Genomic DNA, 22,346 nt, shown 5'->3' on the forward strand with positions numbered 1-22,346 from the left:
TCATTTACTATATTGAAAATAGACTGTGAATTAAGGCGTTGGATTTATAGATATAGTTGAGTAAAGAAATAGATTGCTGTTTATACACTGTTTAGGATTTATAGATATAGTTGAGTAAAGAAATAGATTGCTGATTATACATTGTTTATAGATATGAAAGACAAATATGTGATTTTTCTAAATTAGGGTTAATCTCTTCAATTATAACCTTTAAAAAATTAACTATATGGCATTTATAGATTATTATAAAATATTAGGTGTAAATAAAACAGCTAGTGAAAGTGATATAAAGAAGACCTATCGAAAATTGGCGCGTAAATACCATCCTGATTTAAATCCCGATGACAAAGAAGCGGAGCGAAAATTTAAGGAAATAAATGAAGCCAATGAAGTGTTGAGCAATCCTGAGAATCGAAAGAAATATGATAAATACGGCAAGGATTGGGAGCACGGCGAGGCTTTTGAAAAAGCGAAAGCGGAACAAGCTCAATATGAAAAGAGGTATCAGTCTCAAAACTATGGAAAAAGTGAGAGCAGAGGAGGTTATTCTGATCAGGATTTCTCCGATTATTTTGAAGCCATGTTCGGCGGCGGAAGAGGTTATTCAGGTCAGCAAACCAGAATGTTTAAAGGCCAAGACTTCCATGCAGAACTACATTTAGATTTGGAAGATGTTTTTGTAAGCCAGAAACAAGTATTGACCGTCAATGGTAATAAAATTAGATTGACGATTCCCGCAGGCATTGAAAATGGACAAATAATCAAAATCAAAGGACAGGGTGGACCCGGAGTCAATGGCGGTCCCAATGGAGATCTATATATTAAAATTTTTATTGAGAACCATACCGGTTTTAGAAGAGATGGAATCCATCTACATACTACGGTGGATCTTGATCTTTATACCGCGATATTAGGAGGTGAAATAACGGTAGATACCTTTGACGGCAAGGTTAAATTAAAAGTAGGACCTGAAACAGCTAATGGGACAAAGGTAAAATTGAAAGGCAAAGGTTTTCCACGTTATAAGAAAGACCATGAATATGGGGATTTATTTATAACTTATCAAATCATAATTCCCGAAAATTTAACCAATCGGGAGAAAGCATTATTTGAAGAATTACAAAAAATGAGATAATATGGCTCGGCAAGATTTAATACTAATTGAAACAATCTGTTTACATTATAAAATTGAGATCTCATTTGTCGATGCACTTCATGGGATAGGACTGATTGAAATAGAAACCTATGAGAATAATAAATTTATTCATCAAGATAAAATAAGTGATCTTGAAAAAGTGATTCGGTTACATCGCGATCTTAACGTAAACTTAGAAGGTATCGATGTGGTCTTTAATTTATTGCGAAAGGAGATGGCTTTGCGAGAAGAAGTCAATAACTTAAGAAATCGACTGCGATTGTATGAAGGTGGATAAATAGTATGGTTGCATATGATCCATAACTGATATGGTGTTAAAAATATGGCCTATATGGAAATGTTTATCGTTTGGGTATAATATAATACAAACAATTCGTTTTTTAATTTTGTAAAGCTATCTAAAGTATTCACATGAAAGTACTGTATTTATTCTTTTTGGCATTATTCTTTCAAAGTTGTGACTCCCAAGATGATGTAATCGATGATATAGTTGACGATGTAAATGAGGAGACAGAACTTTATTTTCCTCCAATAGGGATAGATACTTGGGAGACCAAGCCAATGGAGAGTTTAGGATGGGATGTTGATGTTGCGGAGGAATTATTTGATTTTCTTGAACAGAATAGCAGTCGCGCTTTTATTGTATTGCACGAAGGAAGAATTGTAATTGAAAAATATTGGGGCAAGGATATTCTGAACAACACATTTGATAGTGATTCCAAATGGTATTGGGCATCAGCCGGTAAAACGCTCACAGCTTTTTTGGTTGGATTAGCTCAAGAAAACAATTTTCTTAATATTGAGGATAAAACTTCTGATTACTTAGGTGAAAATTGGACAAGTATGTCCAAAGACAAAGAAGATTTGATATCCATAAAACATCAATTGACCATGACTACTGGGATGGATTACAATGTGGGCAACCTCGATTGTATTTCCCCAAATTGTCTTCAATACAAAGCTGATGCCGGCAGTCAATGGTATTACCACAATGGCACTTATACATTATTGGAAAATGTAGTGAGTAATGCTGCTGGACAGAGTTACAATGATTTTACCCATCAGTATTTAGAATCCAAAATAGGAATGGAAGGTAGTTGGATCCCATTAGACGATTTAAATGTGTACTGGAGTACAGCCAGGGATGCTGCACGATTTGCGTTATTACTATCAAACAATGGAGTTTGGGAGGACGAAGTTGTGATGTCTGATATGGATTATTATCACAACATGATAAATCCTTCTCAATCTCTAAATCTTTCCTATGGTTACTTAACTTGGCTAAATGGGCAGTCCTCAATAATGTTTCCTGGAATTAATACTCCTATTAATACTTCACTTGCAATCAATGCTCCAGCAGATTTATTTGCCGGTTTGGGTAAAAATGGTCAATTTATTGAGGTAGTCCCGAGTGAAAGTCTGGTAGTGATAAGAATGGGCCAGGCTCCTGATGCATCGAATGTTCCAATAATTTTTCATAATGATATGTGGGAGATAATCAGTAGAATGATTAATTAAATCATGGTTTAATAAGGCAAATTTATGTGTTTCTTGGTCCTTTGACCATATTATTGGATTTGAGGGATAAAGTCACATAAAACAATTTTAAAATTAATCCGTTACATGGTCTGACTAGGGATGGGGATACAATGTTTTGTGGATCTGATTAATTTTTTATATATATTTTTTAAACTATGATGAAATTTATTAATTTATTATTTATTGCTATAATTATAGGTGGTTGTGGACAGCCTCCTGCTACTGAAGGTGAACAAGCAGTTGAAGAAACCATGAGTTTTGAAAACAAAGGTCATGAAGCCGTGTATAAATTGACGCAAAAGGTGGGTAGCTATCAAAAATTGCGGGATTTAAAAGATGTGGTTTATACCTATACCTATATTACTGCCGATGGAAAGGAAGATCAATCTATAGAAAAATACATTTTTGATGGAGAGTTGTCATATGCGGATTATATTAAACGGGGAAGAACATTGCCCAATGTTGAAGGTCGGTTAGTGCAAGGTTTTGATGGACAAAATTTTTGGAGTACCGTCGATGGAGTGCTAACTGAAGATAGTGATGTGATCAAAAGAGCGGTTTTTAGTAGAAAGACCAATTTTTATTGGTTTACTATGTTTCAAAAATTACTAGATCCAAGTGTTGAATATACCTATGTCAAAGAGGAAGACATTAATGGACAATCTTATGATGTAGTCAAAATAACTTTTGAATCTGATAAGCCTACAGATATTTATCAACTTTATATTAATCAAGAAACATCATTGGTAGATCAATTTTTATTTACCGTAGTAGATTTTAATGTGGTAGATACTCCCTTTTTAATGAAGCTCGATTACGAAGAAGTGGATGGCTTACTTATCCCCACAACTAGAGACTATACACAAGCAACATGGGAAGGTGTAAATCAAAATGAAAACTGGATTAAAGTCAGATGGTCAAATATACAGTTCAATAACAATTTAGATAAAGAAATATTTTTAGCCGGCGCCAATTAAAATATTGACCCGATAAATGTATTTCGTATAAAAGGCTCGAATTTCCACATTGGAAGTTCGAGCCTTTTAATTACATTGGTTGTGAAAATCCTATTTGTGAATTACATACAATGTATTTCATATTAATCAGTGATGTGGATTTGTTTTTCGATACAATCGTTAGAACCATGGATAAAATATACGATTTTTTGCAATCTATTACTTCAATAGACGAAGCTACCATCGAGGCGTTAAAACCTCTCTTTAAGCGAAAAGAATTGAAGAAAAATCAAAATTTTATTGAGGCTGGTGTAAAGGCCAAAAAGATCGCCTTTTTAGAGAGTGGAATTCTCCGTGCCTATTACAGAAACGACGAAGGTCAAGAATACAATAAGCATTTCTTTATACCTCCTTGTTTTATTGGGGGATATTCGTCTTTGGTTTCAGGGAAGACCAATCAGATTATTCAACAGGCACTTACAGATTGTGTAATCTGGGAAGCCAATTACAGTGCATTGGTTCAACTCTATGGAGAACATCGTGATTTAGAACGAATGTCAAGAATTCTCTCAGAACAATTTTTTGTGCAAAAAGAACAGCGAGAAGTTGAAATCGTTCTATTAAATGCCGATAAACGGTATGAAATTTTCAAAAGAGAATGGCCAGATCTCGAACAAATTATTCCCCAATATCATATTGCTTCCTATTTGGGCATCAGTCCAACCCAACTAAGTAGAATTAGAAGAGCCTCCATGAAAAAATAATTCATTTACATATGTAAAGGAATAGGAGTATTTTCTTTTAGAGATTTGTATTGCACTAATGGGAGTTCCATGACTTGTCTATGGTTTAGCCTAAAGATGAGTTGTATTATTTTGAAGAAGATAATTTCCATAAATAAGGAAAGTTATCTGAACTGTACTATAGATCTCCCTTTATCACTAGTCAATTATAAGGATGGATAGAAGTGAAGTCTATTTGTAGTTAACCATAAAAAGCGATACATCATGAAAGTAGTTCAAAATAAAATTCTAATAACTGGAGGCAATAAAGGTATTGGATTGGCACTGGCGAAAAAGTTTATTAGTCTTGGCAATGAAGTAATTATTGTGGGGCGAAATGAGGAAGATTTAAAGGCGGTCAAAGCAGATTTTCCTAAAATACACATATTTGCCTGTGATCTATCAAGACAAGAGGATATTGATAATCTATTACTCTTCATTGAAAGAGAACACCAAGATTTAAACATTCTAGTCAATAATGCAGGAATACAATACAATTATCATTTTTTAGAGGAAAAGCAGTTGTTAAATAAAATTGAATATGAGAGTCGAGTAAATTTTATGGCTCCTATAAAACTTACCGCATTGTTATTGCCCCTATTAGAAGCCAATGAGGATTCGGCTATCATTAATGTTTCGTCATCTTTGGCCATGGTTCCCAAAGCCAATGCCCCGGTATATTGTGCTACTAAAGCTGGACTACATGTATTTTCCAAAGCACTGAGAATGCAATTGGAGAAAACGAAAGTTTTTGAAATAATTCCATCCTTGGTAGATACGGCAATGACAGAGGGTAGAGGTAGGGATAAGATCTCTCCAGAGGAATTGGTCGAAGAATTTATTAAATCATTTAGTCGGGATGATTACGAAGTGAACATAGGAAAGGTGAAATTACTGCGTTTATTACAGCGCATTTCTCCTCGATTAGCAAGTAAAATTGTAAATAAAAAATAGATATGAAAGAAGATTATACAAAGGACAAATTAGAGGATGAAGGCATAGTATTGGGGCCCAATGAAGGCGAGAAATACAGTTTTGGACCAAATTCTTTTACTTTTAAAGTGACCAGTGAATCCTCAAAAAATCAGTTGGGTGTATATGAAATCGTTTTAGGCCCAATGGCCATCGGGGCGAAGTTGCATTACCACCGATTTATGGACGAAACTTTTATTGTGATCCAAGGTAGATTAACCGTACAGATGGGGGATGAGGAATATGAAGCCTCACCGGGTACCGTAGCTTATGCACCAAGATTTACACCACATGGATTCCGCAATGATACCGAAGAAGAAGTCAAACTAATCTTGGTATTTAATCCATCGTCTAATCGAGAGGGATTTTTTAGAGGATTAAAAGATATCCTCACCGAACTGCCTATCGATGGTGAAAAGTATTTAAAGTTGTATAATAAGTACGATAGCTTTCCTGTAGATAGTGGAGATATGATTCCCACAAGAGAATAATAATAATCTAATAAGTTGTCAATAAATAAATGAGGAATTGAAATAATTCTTCATTTATTCATGGAAGGGTAGATTATTACATTAAAATCAGAACATTGGTCATTGTATCTTTTGATCTATGGCCAATATTTTGATCAATTATTGCCTTCGATTTCTTCAATATTTTATCAAATGCATTTAATAAAATACCCTTTTCTATAGGAAGTATTATATGTAAAGCAGATTGAAAATATTAATCAATTCCTTGCTTTTCTATATTAACTTCCGAAGTTCGTATTTAAATTGTCCTTAGATTAGGCCAGTAATTTGGCTAAGAAATAATTGAGCATCTCCTCCAATTCATTGACTTCATTCTCCTCTACGCTAATATCGGTAAGCCTTGGAAGATGTTTGGCAAAATAGATTTGGTTGTTGGTCATCTCAAACATATTGGTGGCCAATGCATATGGATATCTAAATTCTGGATTGATTTCTAAGATGACTTGAGAGAGAGAATTAACTAAAACTTCATAACTATTGAAAAATCCCTTGGAATTTTCGTGGTCCACCTTTTTGGTATGGTAGGTTTTTCCACCTTCTGCAATCACTATGTTTTGAAGCTTGGTTTCGTTTACAAATTCCACCACGGGATTGTCGTTAGAGGCAAACACGAAAGAATGAATGATGATTTTTAGTTTCTTTTGTGGATCATTAACATTCATGGTATTGATGGAAATTAAGTAATTGACCCATTCCCAATACCAATTCATTAAATAGAGCAGTAAAAGATGCTTGTTTTCAAAGTATCTATAGATGGATGCTTCTGTACATTGAATAGATTCTGATAATTTCTTGAAAGTGAAGCATTCAAAGCCAAAATCATCGATTAAATTTATACTGTGTTGGATTATTTTTTTTCCTAGTTTGGAGTCTTGAGGGTCTTTTAAATACAAACCATTATTCAAGGCTATTCTTATTCCTATACTCATCCTGATCGTTCAATTGAAATATGGACTGTTATACCATTTACCTGTGTAAACTAAATTTTGATAAGACAAAGATAACAAAGTTTAACAATAAAAAATGATAGTAATACTATTATTTAAATTAGTATTACTATTTTTACACTTAGATTTTTGTTAAATCATAATTAAAGAATTTATGAAGAAAAGTCTTTTTTTGAAATTAAAAAGAGAATTACCTTCAAGTTTATACTTCTTATCTAGTGCTATATTTTTATTCCAAAGTATAGCTCCAATCAGTAACACAAGTCATTTTTTTTCCAATATATCAAGCCTTAATGAAATAGAAAATGAGATGGATAAGGTGGATTTGGAATTTTTTCAATTCTATGAAAATCAGAATATCCCATTTGAGAATAAAGAGACTATTACCCCTCATGCCCATGATGTCAATAAATGGAAAGATATAGTCAATACTTCGGCATTGTCCGGATTACATGGGTTGAGTAATCGATTTCTCAGTCTTACATTTTTACTTCACCGCGACATAAATAAGCATGAGTATCTCTCTTTGTGCACTTCTATCCAGCATATGGATGATTACGAAACTTATCTGGCTATAAAACTTATACCTATTCAAATTATAGATTCCAAACGAAGAGAATGGATTCGATTCAAATACAAAAATTATTTTTTAACATAAAGCAGATTTTATATGAAAGCACACACGCGATTAACCCAAGCAACCATGACACCTGAAAAGTCACTAGAATTTTTGAAAGAAGGTAATTTAAGATTTCAAAAGAATCTAAAAGCCAACAGAAATCTATTGGAACAGGTGAATGATACGAGTGAGGGACAATTTCCTTTTGCAACGATATTGAGTTGTATTGATTCCCGTGTATCGGCAGAATTGGTTTTCGACCAGGGATTAGGGGATATATTTAGTGTTCGAATTGCCGGTAACTTTGTCAATGAAGATATATTGGGCAGTATGGAATTTGCTTGTAAATTGGCTGGCACCAAGCTAATTGTTGTCTTGGGACACACTTCTTGTGGAGCAGTTAAGGGCGCTTGCGACGATGCCAAGCTCGGCAATTTAACCGCAATGTTGTCTAAGATCAAACCAGCAGTAGAGGCAGTAGCTGAACCTAGTGATGCAAATCTTCGAAATTCAAAGAATTTAGATTTTGTAGATGCGGTTTCGGCGAAAAATGTTCATTTGACTATCGATAGAATTATTGAAGAGAGTGAAGTATTGGCAGAGATGCAGGACAAAGGAGAGATTAAAATAATTGGTGCTATGTATGATATTAATACAGGTGCAGTTACTTTTTACGAATAAAAGTCAAAATTTCAATTTTATTTAAAATATGAAGAAATTTATAGGATTGGCAGCATTAATTTTTACATTAATGCTGCCCAATTATAGTATAGGGCAGGATAGTAATTTAGGGAATTGGCTTATTTATTTTGGGAATAAGAAACTCAATGATAAATGGAATATTCATCATGAGGTTCAATATCGAAACTACAATGCCATCGGCGATCTCGAACAGTTGTTGTTGAGGTCGGGACTGGGTTATAGTTTCAATGAAGGCAAGAACAATGTATTGCTGGGATATGGTTTTATCGCTTCAGAAAACTATGTCGATGACGAAAACAAGGTCAATGTCAATGAGCACAGGATTTATCAACAATTTATCTCCACACAATTTATAGGGAAGGTGAAACTAAGCCATCGTTATCGCTTTGAACAGCGCTTTGTAGAAGATGACTTTAAGATGAGGTTTCGCTATTTCCTAACCACAAATATTCCCTTGTTTAAAGTTGGGAAAGATTTGAACCAGGTATATTTATCGGCTTACAATGAAATTTTCCTCAATAGCCAATCTGCTGTTTTCGATCGAAACAGGACTTATGGCGGATTGGGATATCATATTAATAAAGGGATTAAGGTGGAATTGGGTTATATGAACCAGTTCTTTGAAGTCGGTGGAAGAGATCAAATAAATATGATTGCTTTCGTCAATTTTTAATGATTGACGAATTTCTATTATTCAATAGAGAAATTATCACATCAAGTTTCATTCTTTAAAGGGGCTTTATTATCGTCCCTTTTTTCCTTATTTAAAGTGAATTTTGATTATATTTTAGTGGTTGGATTTCAATGGTGAAATATTCTGAGATATACAATTCGAGGTATGACCATCATATATCTTCATCGACAGAATAATGGGACTCTGTCCATGATAATGAGATAGGTGTTTTAATCGTTAATCTAGAAGAAGGTATAGAAAGTACTGAAACCATGGATAAAATAGCTATTTTATATCAATTCCAGCCTGCTCCTCAACGTCAAGGTCTTATAAAACCTATGAAACCTGGAGGGTATGCTGATAGTGGGGCTGATATTGCCTTTGAATTGATTAAAAACGGTTGGAATATTATTACTCCAGTAGATGAACCGAAAGTATGGAAGGATAGCGACTGGGTCTTTCCCGATCATCGCGAAGGGATACAAGATGCAATTAAAAAAGGTAGCAATATATTATGGTTGAATACGGTATTGCATAGCCGTCACGCTATTTTGGATAATTTGCATAAGGATATTCGAATAATTGGTCATTTGCCCTCACTCGTAGATGAATACGATAATAAATGGACAACCAGTCAGTGGTTGAAGTCTCAGAATATTCCAACTCCCAATTCCATTTTAATCAAAGAGGAAGACAAGAATAGTGAATTTGATATTCGTTTTCCAGTCGTCTTGAAACCCATTCTCGGTAGGGGCAGTCAGGGCGTGTTAATGGTGGCCAATGCAATGGCGTTGAAGGAAAAGTTAATTGAAGTTTTCTCGAGTAAAAGATTTGGTTCTTCCATTTATTTAGAAGAATTTCTTACTGGTCAGGAAATTACGATTACGGTAATGCCTGCAGGAAAATATCGATACAAATCATCGACTGAATATATTGAAAAGCCATGGTGTTTGCCCGTCGTCACACGATTTAATCATCATCGTGGAATAGCGCCCTATAATGGAGTAGTGGCTGTAGTACAAAATAGTAGATTACTTGATGTCTCGCAACAAAATACCAAGGAAGTTCAAGATGCAGTTATTTGTTGTGAAAAAGTCGGGCACTTATTAAAAATTAGAGCTCCTATCAGAATTGATTGCAGAGCAGATGATACTGGAAAATTTTATTTATTCGATATTAACTTAAAACCCAATATGACTGGGCCATCTAGAGAACATCGTTTAAATCAAGATAGTTTAACATCTCTGGCAGCAAGTGGCTTGGGCTGGACTTATACCGATTTGTTGGAAAATATTATTCGTCAATCTTGGAAGATATAGGGGGATATCTTAATTGAATGGTTAATGGTTAATGGCTAATGGTTAATGGCTAATGGTTAATGGTTAATGGCTAATGGTTAATGGTTAATGGCTAATGGTTAATGGTTAATGGTTAATGGTTAATGGTTAATGGTTAATGGTTAATGGCTAATGGTTAATGGTTAATGGCTAATGGTTAATGGCTAATGGTTAATGGCTAATGGTTAATGATTAATGGTTAATGGTTAATGGCTAATGGCTAATGGTTAATGATTAATGGTTAATGATTAATGGTTAATGGCTAATGGTTAATGGTTAATGGCTAATGGTTAATGGTTAATGGCTAATGGTTAATGGCTAATGGCTAATGGTTAATGGCTAATGGCTAATGGTTAATGGTTAATGATTAATGATTAATGGCTAATGGTTAATGGTTAATGGTTAATGATTAATGGTTAATGGCTAATGGTTAATGGTTAATGGTTAATGGCTAATGGTTAATGGTTAATGGCTAATGGTTAATGATTAATGGTTAATGGCTAATGGTTAATGGCTAATGGTTAATGATTAATGGCTAATGATTAATGGTTAATTGCAAATCGCTAATGGCTAAATGTAATTCTTATTATCACTATAACTATGGTGAAGAAGTTGTAAGGTTGATATATTCTTGAATGATAATAGGTAATCATAGGTCAGTCCAATACCTAAGTCCATTGAAATAGCAATGGACTTAGGTATTTAAAGAAGATTAAACGAAACATCGATCAAAGGCCAAATTCATGAGTCGGTATAGGGTTTTTGACCGATCCCCAAACTGAATGTATGAATGGCGATTTGTATATTGCTTCCTAAATTCAATCTAAAAGATTGGTTTGGTAATCAATCTTGGAAAATTGTCCATCAATAGACGGATTTTGTCCATTTTTTAAGGTGAAAAGTCGTCACATCTTTACATTGTCAATAATGGCATTCTAATTTTAAATCTAAGAAAAATGGAAAATGTAACTGGAACGACTTTTAATGTCCCTACAAAGAATGATGTTTCTCCTGTCAATCAAGAGATATTCGAATCTATGAACAAATCCTTGGGATTCGTCCCCAATCTGTATGCTACCATGGCCTATTCAGATCATGGTTTAAAAAGATATTTAGATTATCAAAATGCTAAAACTTCATTTTCTAACAAGGAAAAAGAAGTTATCAATCTTATCGTCAGTCAGGTGAATCAATGTATTTACTGTCAGAGTGCCCATACCGTAATCGGCAAGATGAATGGATTTAGTGAAGAGGAAATTCTCGATATTCGCAGAGGGAAAAGCGACAATGCCAAATATAATGCATTGGTGAAATTAGCTGCCGATATTACTCAAAATCGTGGAAAGGTTAGCGATGATCTCTTAGAGGATTTTTTCGCACAAGGTTATAATAAAGGACATTTAATTGATCTTATTATTCAAGTAAGTGATAAAACGGCCATGAATTATACCCATAATTTGACCCAAATACCGGTGGATTTCCCGATAGCAGAAAGTATATAATGAATGATTAGGGTTAGATCAATGGGATCTGACCCTTTTTTATATTATTGCAATAAATTATTTTCAGTATTGTATAAATAATCATCTTTATAATACTGAAAATAATTTTTCAAACCAATTGTTTATCAATGAAGTAGGACGTGTAGTCCTCGGAATGCCGTAAAGTAATGAGAGATAGGTATAGAGTAAAAGCTATTTCTATCATTTACAGAATCCTATGGAATCTACTTTATTGTATTGCTACAGTCATCATTATTCTGATCTTCTTTCAGTATATGAAGTTTTAGATCTTATTATTTTTCCTATCTAATAATATATCAATAGGTTAGCACTTAGATAGGGCAAAAAATGGCCTCATTTTTAAAAAAGATATTGGATAGGTTTTGTATTTTCGGTAGCATAGGATAAAAGAAAAAGTTTAAATAGATTGAAATCGATGAATAAAAAGAATAATCTAACCCTCACCAATAAGCAGAATGGAAATCTAGCTTTTAAAATATATAATTTAGAGAATAATCACTCCCTAGATCACATTCAGAGATTGAATTATTATTCAATCATATGGATTAAAAAGGGGAGAGGAAGAGTTAAAGCGGATTTTTCGGAATATAAATTTGAAGATAATACCATGTTTTCATTTTCACCCTATCAACCCTTTATGGTAGAGGAAGAGGGAGGATTACAAGGAGTGGTAATTAATTTTCATCCTGACTTTTTTTGTATCCATAAGCATCATAGAGATGTAGCATGTGAAGGAGTACTTTTCAATAATATCTATAATCCTCCGGTGACTGTGGTTGATTTGGTTACGCAATCAAAATTCGAAGTTGTCATCGATCAAATAATAGATGAATTGCAAAATCCAGCATTAGCTCAATATGAATTACTTATATCTTATTTAAAGATTTTTCTTATTACTGCATCTAGACTAAAAGCTGCTCAACAGAGTTTTGTTTCAGCTGATGATCAAAAGAATGATCATCCCCAGGTATTGCAAAAGCTAATGGACTACATCAATAATCACTACAAGACCAAACACTCGGCGAGTGAATATGCCGATATGTTGGCCATCAGTCAAAAAGCATTGGCTAAATTGACTAAAACTTATTTCAATAAGACATTAACTGATCTTATTGCTGAACGTATAGTAATAGAAGCCAAAAGAGAATTGTATTTGACAGGAAAGACGGTTAAAGAAATTGCCTATGAATTGGGCTACGATGATGAATATTATTTTAGTCGTTTTTTTAAGAAAAATGCCGATGTATCTCCCCAGTTGTATAGAGAAACCGTGGGATTTGACCGTGCTTCTGTTTCATAATTAGAATGGAGTCACAGTCTGGCGATATAATTGTATTGTCCTTTCATGCAAATCATATATTACTAAAAGAGTGAGTGGTTGGCTATAGTTCAACTTCTTCTAATCATTTCATAAATCACATCCTCATTTTCTGCTTTATAAAGTTTCCATGATTCCCGAAGACATGTAGACATAACAACAATCACAGTATAATATGGTATAAAACCATTCTGCTGTGGAAGACTATTAGTCAATGTGTTATGTGGTAGAAAATGACTAAATAATTAGGATTTTTCATTGTTATTTCGTATATTATGGAAGTAGTGCATTTTTAACAATACTATTGATTCAATAGTATTTAAAATGGGGGGATATGAAAAATTTAATCAAATTCTCAAGCTATAACCTCATACTTGTCCTATTCAGTTTTGTGCTTGTGCTGGGATGCAAGTCCAAACCTTTTAAACCTAAACATTTTGATTCTGAAATAGTAAACTCATGGAATGCCTTGATTATGGAAATGGCTGTGGCTGAAGATGGTCTGCTAACATTGAAAGGTGTTAGGACTGAAGCTATGGTTTATGTGGCCATTCACGATGGGCTAAATTCGATTCGACCCGTCTATACATTTTATAAATATGAAGGAAAAAATAGGAAGGCCAATCCTATTGCAACCACTGCTCAAGCTGCTTATGATATCAGCTCAAGTCAATTCCCTGATCAACTTTTGAAACTGAATGCGGAGTTGGAAAAATGGCTGAATACCGTTGAGGATGGTGAGAGCAAAGACTTGGGCATACAATTGGGTAAGGAAGTGGCGGCAATAATATTGTCTGAGCGATCTGACGATGGATGGAATGATGAAGTTGAATATATTTGGCAGACGATGGCGCCTGGGGTATATGCTGAATTCAGTGAACATAGCGCTACCCCTCAAGGCTTTGTTTTTGGTGCCGGTTGGGCAAGATCCAAGCCATTCTTGTTGACGGCTGCTGATCAATTTAGATCACCTCCACCCCCTGACATTAACTCCGATACCTATACAGAGGCGTATAACGAAGTGAAAGAGTATGGTCGATTCGAAAGCCAGGTTAGAACAATAGATCAGTCTCACCAAGCGATGTGGTGGAAAGATTTTGTTGAAAATTCTCACAATAGGCTGGCTAGATCATTGGTCAGTAAAGAGAACCTAAATTTATGGGAATCTGCCCGTGTATTTGCCTTGCTCAATATGACTATATTCGATGCTTATGTCAATGTTTTTGACAATAAGTTTTTTTATAATCACTGGAGACCTTATACTGCAATACGAGGGGCTGAAATGGATGGCAATGACGATACAGAAGCCGATGTAGAATGGGATAATCTTCATAAACACACCTATGCATTTCCATCGTATCCTTCGGCCCATGGGAGTGCCAGTACAGCGGCAATGACGGTGTTGGCCAATACCTTGGGGAAAGGGGATGAATATCCATTTGAAATGACGACAACAGAGGTGGATAGTGCTGGTCCATTTTCTGGGAAAATAGAAATGTATCCCCCAACTCGAAGTTTTAATCAATTTTCTGAGGCGGGTTTGGAGGCGGCTATGTCAAGACTATTTCTGGGAATCCATTTTCGATATGATTCTGAGGAAGGACATAGTCTGGGTGAAAAAATTGGAAATTATACTTCCCATAAGTTTCTTAAACTCATTAAACCGGAACAATTACCGACTTGGTCGAACTATGGATATGAATACACTTGGCTTTAAGAGATGGAGGTCGTGTACTAATTTGACTGCCGTATAAAGTAGAGGAAGTTATTTGTCACTTTATATCATAGAATTTAATGGGTGTTTTTATTTTGCAAATCTTCAGCATATTGAATTTCAATGAGTTGGTTGTGTGGTTGGCTCATCATTACATACAGTGGAGAGTCAGATGATGGATGTAAAACTATAATTGAAGATTTTCTATCTTAACTGATGGGGTGTTCTTTAATATGGCTATGGTTATCGATCAGTCATTCTTTTTGGTATTAATCCTGGAATGAAGTTTAAATTATTTTAATACCTTGTTCGGCATTAATTTGATATAATAATGACTAAAACAGAATTAATAATACAACACTTTAAAGAAACGAGGAGGCGAAGTATAAAGATGTGGCAAGCTCTACCTTCAGATTTTTATTCTTGGAGACCAGATGATGAAGCTATGTCGGCCTTAGAAATGGTCCGCCATGTCTTACAAGCAGATTATGGCTGGAATATTATCATCAATCGTGGCGATATGAGTAATTTTAAAACGCCTTGGGACCATCGTCCACTGTTAAATGTCCAAGATGAAATAGACTTTGCAGAACCTTATCGACTGCAATTTTTAAACAGTATTAAAAGTTTTTCAGACAAAGATCTGAGTGACATAACCATAATACATCCTGGTAATATGGAGAAAAAAAATCTGGGAAGTTATTTATTGCGGATTGCCTATCACGAATCCGTACATGGTGGTCAATTTATGTCCTATCTCAGATCTATGGGATTGGAACGCCCTCTAATATGGGATTGATTTAATATCTTTATTTGGAATTCTGATGCCAATTTCCCAACACTAATTAATAGATTATGCAGTATGATGTAAAAGATCCTCAAGAATATCTTCAATGCCTTGAAGAAGATTGGAGAAAATCTATTCTCAATCAAATTCGCAATATGATATTATCCCATGATGATGAGTTACAAGAAGGTATTCAATATAAAATGTTGAGTTATGGCATAGATGGCAGTAATGTTTTTCATTTAAATGCTCAAAAGAACTATGTGAGTTTATATGTAGGAGATATCAATAAAGTTGAAAACTCTGAACACCTATTGTCTGCATTTGATACCGGAAAGGGCTGTATTCGAATCAAAAAGAAAATAGAACTATCCAATACAGGTCTAAACGAATTTATTGGTCAAACCATTAAATATTGGCGAGAAGGAGGCGATACTTCTTGTTAATCTGTCTGAAAATAGAGCAAAGGAAAACGAATAATTATTTATTCCACTCTTTTGCTATTGATCAATGCAGTATTCAATTGTAATCAATAGTGGGATCTCTAAGCTATCAAAGAAAAAAGCGTTGATTATATATATTTTTATAAAATAAATAATTATAAAATTGGTCGGTGAAATTGATATTCAAAAATTGATAAAGGGGATGAAACCCATTCTAAATCAAGGTGAGTTTGTATTTGTTTCTGTAAAGGATGTATCTATGATAGATAGAAATGATACCATCTGTGAATTTAAAGAAGAGGAGGGAACCACCTTAGTTTTGTCTCGAGATAAGGCCGATAGTTTGAAGTTACCTTATGAATATATCTGCGCTTGGATAACCTTGACCATTCACTCCTCTTTAGAAGCCGTTGGTTTAACTGCGTTTTTTTCTACCCGATTGGCCGAACACAATATCAGCTGCAATGTCATTGCGGGATATTACCATGACCATGTATTTGTGGATATAAAGGATGGTGAGAAGGCGGTCGATGTTTTAATGGCCATTTCAGAAAAATAGAAATTTTTTTCTATAAAAGTGTTGAATACCCTCTAACCTGCTAACACTGACCTGTCTTGAAATACTGTTGATGAAGGTTTGTAAACTATCCATATTCTTAAATCATATCCTGTGATGGATTATTCCGAATTTGATCCTTTTTTTTATATAAAATTTAACGCTAGTTGATAAATATCATTAAACTACTTTAAATTTTTAATGTTCTTCTAATCGGTGCTTCGTAAAAAAGTATTTTGGCGGCATGTAAAATTTAAAATAGATAATATGAGAAAAAATTTGGATTTGGGATTGCTAATTATAAGATTGTCGGTAGGCTTTCTAATGTTATTGCATGGAATTGGAAAGTTGAACGGTGGATTGACCTTTATTCAAAATATGGTTGTAGAAAAAGGCTTACCTGGTTTTATAGCCTATGGTGCCATCATTGGAGAAATTCTCGCACCTCTCGCTATTATTATCGGGTTTAGAAGTCGATTGGCGGCCTTGGTTTTTGCATTTAATTGTTTGGTAGCCATATTGTTGGTCCACAGTGGGGATATATTTACCTTGGGCAAAACTGGAGGTTGGGCTATTGAATTATTGGGATTATACCTTTTTACTTCCATAGCTATATTTTTTACTGGGGCGGGGAAATATGCTGTTTCTCATCAACATAATTGGGATTAATAACAGTAGTGAGCAAAACATTAAATACTAAAATGTTACGCGGATGATTTTGTAAACCGTAATTGCAGTTAAATTGAATATTTATATCGACTCGAAATTGAAATTTATTCGATATCGCAACTTATATTAATAAAAAAAGAGGGTGTGACCACTGAATGGTGTTTTCATCCTCTTTTTATTTGGTCATTCACAACTGGAGATTCAATTTAAACCACAACTTTTTATAGTAATGCGTATAAGACATTAAGGACGATATCACAAAGTTTTATAATAGTTTGAAAAAAGTGTGGATTTAGGTCTATTTTAGAGACTGAGGTAGTGTTGTTTAGTGAAATTTACTTCCAATAAACTTTATACAATTGTAGATGAAAAATAATCGTTGTGAATGTTTTTAAAGCAAATCAGACGGTAAAACCGACTGTTAATAATGAATATATAGCCAAGATAAATAGGGTTATCGATTATATTGACTTAAACCTTGGAAAATCTATGACATTAGATGAATTGTCAAAAGTATCTCACTTTTCTAAATTTCATTTTAATCGAATTTTTCTGTCTATTGTGGGTGAAAGTCCATTTCAATTCATTTTACGTCTTCGACTAGAAAAATCTGCCTCTCTATTATTGGCCAATGACAGGGAAAGTATATCAGATATTGCCTTTCGCTGTGGATATTCTGATCTCTCAGTATTTTCAAGAAATTTCAAAAAGTATTTTGGTATTTCAGCTTCTCAATATAGGAGGGACAAATTTCAAAATAGCAATATTAATCAAGTCAAAAGCAAGCTCAGTAAAAAGGAGGAAAGACCCCATTTGTATTTTTGTCATGATTCACAAATGATTAAATGGAAAACAAAAATGGAAATGGTAAAAAGTGTAGAGGTTAAACAACTTCCTTCAATGACAGTGGGCTATATAAGAAATATGGGGCCATATAATGGGGATAAAGAACAGTACGAAAATCATCGAAATCGACTGTTCTCATGGGCAGCATCTAGAGATTTGTTGAATGCAAAAGATTTTAAATATTTGGTATTATACCACGACAATCCCCAAGTAGCACTTAGCAACAATCTGAGAATGAGTTTATGTGTTACCATACCAGAAGATCTTGAAGTGGAAGGACAAATAGGCAAAATGCATATAGATTCTACTACTTATGTCCTGTGTCGATTTGAACTCCGTGAGGATGAATTTTCACTGGCATGGGATTGGATATATGGCCAATGGTTTCCCAATAGTGGCTATCAACCCGACGATAAACCTTATTTTGAGCATTATATCGTTCCCCCTAAGGACGGTCTTTTTGTGGTTGATTTTTGCATCCCCGTCAAACCTTTATAAATTAGAAGATCAAACAAGTTGATTATGGTGCATATGTAGAACATAGGTAAAGGGGATAGGATATCGGTTTTTAAGTCTTTTGTATAAATAGTCCACAATCACAGGATTCATATCTTAAATCGCTTTAAATGAAATATGAATTATTATAAATAAATTCGATTAGGTTATCGGGGTAAAAATTGACTTGTACGAGGTATTAGAGGATTTACTTTATCTAACGCTAAATCGAGAAATGATAAAACTATTGAATCGAATGAGCTGTTATTCACTCGTATTCTCTTGTGATTAAACTTATATGATAATGAGGTTGACCGATTTAAGTAAAATGACTAGATCTTTTATATCTACTTCGACCATGCCGGTACTGTTTTTGGGCCATGGCAGTCCGATGAATGCTATTGAAGAAAACGAATTTGTAGCCAGTTTTCGACAATTGGGGCAAGACTTACCCCAGCCATCGGCTATTCTCTGTATATCTGCTCATTGGGAGACTAAAGGAACATTTGTAACGGCCATGGAAAATCCTAAAACCATTCACGATTTTTATGGGTTTCCGAAGGCTTTATTTGATGTAGAATATCCAGCCAAAGGAAGTCCAGAGTTGGCTTTAGAGACCAAAAAATTGGTTAAAAAGACAGAAATTGGTTTGGATGATAAATGGGGACTAGACCATGGTGCATGGTCGGTGGTTAAACACTTGTACCCCGCAGCCAATATTCCAATCATACAGATGAGTATAGACTACAGCAAACCAGCCCAGTATCATTATGAATTGGCTCGAGAATTGTCCAGTTTGCGCAAAAAAGGGGTACTGATATTGGGGAGTGGAAATATGGTTCACAACTTGAGAATGGTTGATTGGAAGAAATTGAATGAGGACAATTATGGTTATGATTGGGCCATTGAGGCCAATGAGAAAATGAAAGCATTTATTTTAGATGGGAATCACCAATCTCTGATTGATTTTCAAACTCAAGGTAGGGCTTTCGAATTGTCCATCCCCACTCCAGAACATTATATGCCTTTATTATATGTCTTGGGATTGAAAGAGGAAAGGGAAGAGGTCGAAATATTTAACGATAAACTCATCGGTGGCTCCTTGACCATGACATCCTTGAGAGTGGGATAAATACCGTAGTTTTTTTCTTATTCTGGGATTTTTTGACGAGTTTACTAGTGTAAAATATTCTATTTTACTCAAGTACTTGAATAGATTTGTACTGGGAATAAACATGGTCTGAACCTCTAATTTCAACTAAAAAAATTAAGTACAACCCACGGTATGGTTTCTATAGAAAGCCAAAGGAAAAATACCGATAGATTCAATTTTTTCGAAAAGAAAAAAATCACAAATATTTTGGTGGGAAAACAATTGTTTAGTATATTCATAAAGTTGTATAATTCAATAGGTTATAGTTTGTTAATTGGTTTCTTTATTCGCGTAAAAGAGCCTTGAGTTTATTTCTAATTTCGATAAAAATAATATCAAATTTATGATTTTTTTTAGCGTAATTTTGACTTTGATATTATGGTTTTTAGAGGGGGTATGGCCAATTTAAAAACGACATATTTACGAGTTTTATTAATGTATAAATCGACAAAAATCAAATGAAAAAAAACAGCCTCAAAGGGCTCTCAAACGATGTTAAGGAGACCAAAACATTGGGTCCAGTTTCCAACCTTGAACATCATTTGCATCCAGATTGGTGGAAGCGAATTTTTAATGCCATGTATCTTAAGACAGATGCAGATGTGGTAGAAGACAATTCTATAACAGCCTCCGAAGTAAATCTATTTAATACTCTTTTAGATACACGGGAAGGGGATTCAATTTTGGATTTGGCTTGTGGCCAAGGTCGTCATTTAATAGAGTGGGGGAACAGAGGTGATTATAAATTATACGGCTTAGATCGTTCGCGGTATTTAATCCAACGCGCCAAAAACATAGCCAAGAAAAAGGGCATAGCCATTCAGTTGAAAGAAGGCGATGTTCGTAAGCTGCCCTATGATACCGATAGTTTTGACTATGTAACTATATTGGGTAATAGTTTTGGTTATTTCGAATCCTTGGATGACGATGTTAAAATTCTAAAGGAAATATTTAGAGTGTTGAAACCTGGAGGTAAAGTGTTAATGGATATAGCCGATGGGGCTTATTTGCGTCAAAATTTTATTCCTAGAAGTTGGGAATGGATCGATAAGCAACATTTTGTATGTAGAGAACGATCATTGGCCAGTGACAATCAGCGTTTAATTTCTCGGGAAGTAGTCACTCATACTGAAAAAGGGGTAATAGTTGATCAATTTTATGCTGAGCGCTTATATGAAGGTGATCAGTTGGTGGAATTGTTGCGCAAAGTGAACTTTTCAGAACCTGTGATTCACGGCAATATAGGGGTGGATTCTATGCGCAATCAAGATTTGGGCATGATGGAACAGCGATTTATTATTACTGCCATTGCCCATAAGGAATGGACGCCCAAACGAAATAAGAATGAAGTAAAACATGTAGTCGTAGTCATGGGTGATCCACAATTGTCTGATGTAATCAAGCCTGATGCAGTCTTTGATTCAGATGATTTCGATACTATTGATCAATTAAAAGTAGGTTTAAGTAAGTCGCAACAGTTTAAGTTTACTTATTTAAGCAATCACAAAACCCTAATTAATGATTTGCAAAAAATGAAAGGCAAGGTGGATTTGGTTTTTAATCTTTGTGATGAGGGCTATAACAACGAAGCAATTAAGGAATTACATGTTCCAGCATTATTGGAAATGTTGAAGATCCCTTATACTGGATCCAATCCTCAAACCCTAGCTTATTGTTATGATAAGTCCTTAATTCGTGGAATTGCTACTGAAATAGGGGTTCCTGTAGCCGATGCTTTTGTGATCACTGCCGATGAAAATTTATTTGAATTAAATATTCCATTTCCCGTAATAGCCAAGCCCAATTTTGGTGATTCTAGTTTTGGAATTACACAAAAAAACGTGGCCAACACCATTGAAGAATTGTCTGATGCCATATTGAGGATACGAAAGCAGTTTGGATATACTAAGCCCATTCTTGTGGAAGAATTCTTAACAGGAGCAGAGTTGTCTGTAGGCATTATCGGTAATTTACAGAATTACACTGTGCTTCCTATTATTGAGGAAGATTATTCAGATTTGCCGGCCCACCTTCCCAAAATATGTGGATATGAGGCGAAGTGGTTGAAGGATTCACCTTATATGCAAACATTAAAATCTATTCCTGCCAATATTGATGTCGGTACAGAGCAGGACTTAGTCAATCACAGTTTAAAGCTATTTGAGCGTCTAGAGTGTAGGGATTATTGTCGATTTGATTGGAGGTTAAATAGTGAAGGAAAACCCAAAATATTGGAGGTAAACCCCAATCCGGGCTGGTGTTGGGACGGACATTTGGCAAAGATGAGTGCTTTGGGGGGATTGGACTATCCCGAAATGTTGGAATCGATATTACAAGCAAGTGTATTAAGATATAGTAATAATGGCGTGATAGAACATTAATTGCTGAATTATATTGTTTTAGGTAAGAGCCCGGTATATTGAATATGCCGGGCTCTTTGCTTTTATGAATTTTAATATTTTCTACAGAATTTCCATACCACCCCGTCAGTAAACTGACACCCCTCCAATGGAGGGGAATTGTCTAGGATGACTGAGCATAGTTGTCCGAAGGATGACCGAACAAAATGCGAAGCATCATTGATCCTAAATGGATCAATGGTGAGGGAACCGAAACCTCCGTGTTTCGG

22 protein-coding genes are annotated in these 22,346 nt (G+C 34.7%); 21 read left to right on the forward strand and 1 reads right to left on the reverse strand.

Annotation, left to right across the window (positions count from 1 at the left end):
* Positions 1 to 226: 226 nt before the first annotated feature.
* From LVD51_RS09850 to LVD51_RS09880, 7 genes are all read left to right on the forward strand, one after another.
* Positions 227 to 1,135 carry a DnaJ C-terminal domain-containing protein gene (locus LVD51_RS09850; RefSeq protein ID WP_236971060.1) on the forward strand — a complete coding sequence of 303 codons (909 nt, stop codon included), beginning with the start codon at positions 227 to 229 and terminating at the stop codon, positions 1,133 to 1,135.
* 1 nt (position 1,136) lies between these two features.
* Complete coding sequence (locus LVD51_RS09855) at positions 1,137 to 1,433, forward strand: chaperone modulator CbpM (protein WP_236971061.1); 297 nt, start codon at positions 1,137 to 1,139, stop codon at positions 1,431 to 1,433.
* A 134-nt stretch (positions 1,434 to 1,567) separates the two neighbouring features.
* Entirely contained in the window at positions 1,568 to 2,674 is a 1,107-nt protein-coding gene (locus LVD51_RS09860) for a serine hydrolase domain-containing protein (RefSeq protein ID WP_236971062.1), read from the forward strand.
* 176 nt (positions 2,675 to 2,850) lie between these two features.
* Positions 2,851 to 3,672 (forward strand): outer membrane lipoprotein-sorting protein, encoded by an 822-nt coding sequence (locus LVD51_RS09865; protein ID WP_236971063.1) that lies wholly within the window; start codon positions 2,851 to 2,853, stop codon positions 3,670 to 3,672.
* Between the two features lie 110 nt (positions 3,673 to 3,782).
* On the forward strand, positions 3,783 to 4,415 hold the full coding sequence (locus LVD51_RS09870) for a Crp/Fnr family transcriptional regulator (protein WP_236971064.1): 633 nt from the start codon (positions 3,783 to 3,785) through the stop codon (positions 4,413 to 4,415).
* A 243-nt stretch (positions 4,416 to 4,658) separates the two neighbouring features.
* Positions 4,659 to 5,387, forward strand: a complete 729-nt coding sequence (locus LVD51_RS09875) for an SDR family oxidoreductase (protein ID WP_236971065.1) — start codon at positions 4,659 to 4,661, stop codon at positions 5,385 to 5,387.
* A gap of 2 nt (positions 5,388 to 5,389) precedes the next feature.
* On the forward strand, positions 5,390 to 5,896 hold the full coding sequence (locus LVD51_RS09880) for a cupin domain-containing protein (protein WP_236971066.1): 507 nt from the start codon (positions 5,390 to 5,392) through the stop codon (positions 5,894 to 5,896).
* Between the two features lie 293 nt (positions 5,897 to 6,189).
* On the opposite strand, the gene LVD51_RS09885 is transcribed toward LVD51_RS09880, so the two are convergent.
* Positions 6,190 to 6,864, reverse strand: a complete 675-nt coding sequence (locus LVD51_RS09885; protein WP_236971067.1) for a TetR/AcrR family transcriptional regulator — start codon at positions 6,862 to 6,864, stop codon at positions 6,190 to 6,192.
* 172 nt (positions 6,865 to 7,036) lie between these two features.
* Here LVD51_RS09885 and LVD51_RS09890 point away from each other — a divergent pair, with 172 nt between their 5' ends.
* The 14 genes from LVD51_RS09890 (at position 7,037) to LVD51_RS09955 (ending at position 22,098) form a co-directional block, all read left to right on the forward strand.
* The gene (locus tag LVD51_RS09890; protein WP_236971068.1) at positions 7,037 to 7,540 is read left to right on the forward strand and encodes a hypothetical protein; all 504 of its coding nucleotides are present in this window, start codon (positions 7,037 to 7,039) and stop codon (positions 7,538 to 7,540) included.
* Positions 7,541 to 7,552: 12 nt separating this feature from the next.
* Complete coding sequence (locus LVD51_RS09895) at positions 7,553 to 8,182, forward strand: carbonic anhydrase family protein (protein ID WP_236971069.1); 630 nt, start codon at positions 7,553 to 7,555, stop codon at positions 8,180 to 8,182.
* A 28-nt stretch (positions 8,183 to 8,210) separates the two neighbouring features.
* The gene (locus LVD51_RS09900; protein WP_236971070.1) at positions 8,211 to 8,876 is read left to right on the forward strand and encodes a DUF2490 domain-containing protein; all 666 of its coding nucleotides are present in this window, start codon (positions 8,211 to 8,213) and stop codon (positions 8,874 to 8,876) included.
* 272 nt (positions 8,877 to 9,148) lie between these two features.
* A complete protein-coding gene (locus LVD51_RS09905) occupies positions 9,149 to 10,195 on the forward strand; it encodes an ATP-grasp domain-containing protein (RefSeq protein ID WP_236971071.1) in 1,047 nt (348 codons plus the stop codon).
* 974 nt (positions 10,196 to 11,169) lie between these two features.
* Positions 11,170 to 11,715 (forward strand): carboxymuconolactone decarboxylase family protein, encoded by a 546-nt coding sequence (locus LVD51_RS09910; RefSeq protein WP_236971072.1) that lies wholly within the window; start codon positions 11,170 to 11,172, stop codon positions 11,713 to 11,715.
* 436 nt (positions 11,716 to 12,151) lie between these two features.
* Entirely contained in the window at positions 12,152 to 13,036 is an 885-nt protein-coding gene (locus LVD51_RS09915; RefSeq protein ID WP_236971073.1) for a helix-turn-helix domain-containing protein, read from the forward strand.
* A gap of 352 nt (positions 13,037 to 13,388) precedes the next feature.
* Complete coding sequence (locus LVD51_RS09920) at positions 13,389 to 14,771, forward strand: vanadium-dependent haloperoxidase (protein ID WP_236971074.1); 1,383 nt, start codon at positions 13,389 to 13,391, stop codon at positions 14,769 to 14,771.
* A gap of 328 nt (positions 14,772 to 15,099) precedes the next feature.
* A complete protein-coding gene (locus tag LVD51_RS09925; protein ID WP_236971075.1) occupies positions 15,100 to 15,567 on the forward strand; it encodes a DinB family protein in 468 nt (155 codons plus the stop codon).
* 56 nt (positions 15,568 to 15,623) lie between these two features.
* Positions 15,624 to 16,001 (forward strand): iron chaperone, encoded by a 378-nt coding sequence (locus LVD51_RS09930; RefSeq protein WP_236971076.1) that lies wholly within the window; start codon positions 15,624 to 15,626, stop codon positions 15,999 to 16,001.
* A 160-nt stretch (positions 16,002 to 16,161) separates the two neighbouring features.
* Positions 16,162 to 16,557: an ACT domain-containing protein gene (locus LVD51_RS09935; protein WP_262912752.1), complete on the forward strand. Its 396-nt coding sequence runs from the start codon at positions 16,162 to 16,164 to the stop codon at positions 16,555 to 16,557.
* A 264-nt stretch (positions 16,558 to 16,821) separates the two neighbouring features.
* Positions 16,822 to 17,223 (forward strand): DoxX family protein, encoded by a 402-nt coding sequence (locus LVD51_RS09940; RefSeq protein ID WP_236971078.1) that lies wholly within the window; start codon positions 16,822 to 16,824, stop codon positions 17,221 to 17,223.
* Between the two features lie 381 nt (positions 17,224 to 17,604).
* On the forward strand, positions 17,605 to 18,567 hold the full coding sequence (locus tag LVD51_RS09945) for an AraC family transcriptional regulator (RefSeq protein WP_236971079.1): 963 nt from the start codon (positions 17,605 to 17,607) through the stop codon (positions 18,565 to 18,567).
* A 301-nt stretch (positions 18,568 to 18,868) separates the two neighbouring features.
* Positions 18,869 to 19,696 carry a 4,5-DOPA-extradiol-dioxygenase gene (gene ygiD, locus LVD51_RS09950; protein WP_236971080.1) on the forward strand — a complete coding sequence of 276 codons (828 nt, stop codon included), beginning with the start codon at positions 18,869 to 18,871 and terminating at the stop codon, positions 19,694 to 19,696.
* 479 nt (positions 19,697 to 20,175) lie between these two features.
* Complete coding sequence (locus tag LVD51_RS09955; RefSeq protein ID WP_236971081.1) at positions 20,176 to 22,098, forward strand: methyltransferase domain-containing protein; 1,923 nt, start codon at positions 20,176 to 20,178, stop codon at positions 22,096 to 22,098.
* The last annotated feature ends 248 nt before the right edge of the window (positions 22,099 to 22,346 follow it).

It is taken from the genome of Membranihabitans marinus (genome assembly GCF_021729155.1).
GTDB classification, from domain to species: domain Bacteria; phylum Bacteroidota; class Bacteroidia; order Chitinophagales; family Saprospiraceae; genus Membranihabitans; species Membranihabitans marinus.

Coding starts and splice junctions, on each gene's coding strand:
- LVD51_RS09850 (WP_236971060.1), top strand. CDS start 227: ATGGCATTTATAGATTATTATAAAATATTAGGTGTAAATAAAACAGCT.
- LVD51_RS09865 (WP_236971063.1), top strand. CDS start 2,851: ATGATGAAATTTATTAATTTATTATTTATTGCTATAATTATAGGTGGT.
- LVD51_RS09860 (WP_236971062.1), top strand. CDS start 1,568: ATGAAAGTACTGTATTTATTCTTTTTGGCATTATTCTTTCAAAGTTGT.
- LVD51_RS09885 (WP_236971067.1), bottom strand. CDS start 6,864: ATGAGTATAGGAATAAGAATAGCCTTGAATAATGGTTTGTATTTAAAA.
- LVD51_RS09930 (WP_236971076.1), top strand. CDS start 15,624: ATGCAGTATGATGTAAAAGATCCTCAAGAATATCTTCAATGCCTTGAA.
- LVD51_RS09900 (WP_236971070.1), top strand. CDS start 8,211: ATGAAGAAATTTATAGGATTGGCAGCATTAATTTTTACATTAATGCTG.
- LVD51_RS09890 (WP_236971068.1), top strand. CDS start 7,037: ATGAAGAAAAGTCTTTTTTTGAAATTAAAAAGAGAATTACCTTCAAGT.
- LVD51_RS09915 (WP_236971073.1), top strand. CDS start 12,152: ATGAATAAAAAGAATAATCTAACCCTCACCAATAAGCAGAATGGAAAT.
- LVD51_RS09955 (WP_236971081.1), top strand. CDS start 20,176: ATGAAAAAAAACAGCCTCAAAGGGCTCTCAAACGATGTTAAGGAGACC.
- LVD51_RS09905 (WP_236971071.1), top strand. CDS start 9,149: ATGGATAAAATAGCTATTTTATATCAATTCCAGCCTGCTCCTCAACGT.
- LVD51_RS09855 (WP_236971061.1), top strand. CDS start 1,137: ATGGCTCGGCAAGATTTAATACTAATTGAAACAATCTGTTTACATTAT.
- LVD51_RS09870 (WP_236971064.1), top strand. CDS start 3,783: ATGTATTTCATATTAATCAGTGATGTGGATTTGTTTTTCGATACAATC.
- LVD51_RS09875 (WP_236971065.1), top strand. CDS start 4,659: ATGAAAGTAGTTCAAAATAAAATTCTAATAACTGGAGGCAATAAAGGT.
- LVD51_RS09880 (WP_236971066.1), top strand. CDS start 5,390: ATGAAAGAAGATTATACAAAGGACAAATTAGAGGATGAAGGCATAGTA.
- LVD51_RS09910 (WP_236971072.1), top strand. CDS start 11,170: ATGGAAAATGTAACTGGAACGACTTTTAATGTCCCTACAAAGAATGAT.
- LVD51_RS09895 (WP_236971069.1), top strand. CDS start 7,553: ATGAAAGCACACACGCGATTAACCCAAGCAACCATGACACCTGAAAAG.
- ygiD (WP_236971080.1), top strand. CDS start 18,869: ATGAGGTTGACCGATTTAAGTAAAATGACTAGATCTTTTATATCTACT.
- LVD51_RS09925 (WP_236971075.1), top strand. CDS start 15,100: ATGACTAAAACAGAATTAATAATACAACACTTTAAAGAAACGAGGAGG.
- LVD51_RS09920 (WP_236971074.1), top strand. CDS start 13,389: ATGAAAAATTTAATCAAATTCTCAAGCTATAACCTCATACTTGTCCTA.
- LVD51_RS09940 (WP_236971078.1), top strand. CDS start 16,822: ATGAGAAAAAATTTGGATTTGGGATTGCTAATTATAAGATTGTCGGTA.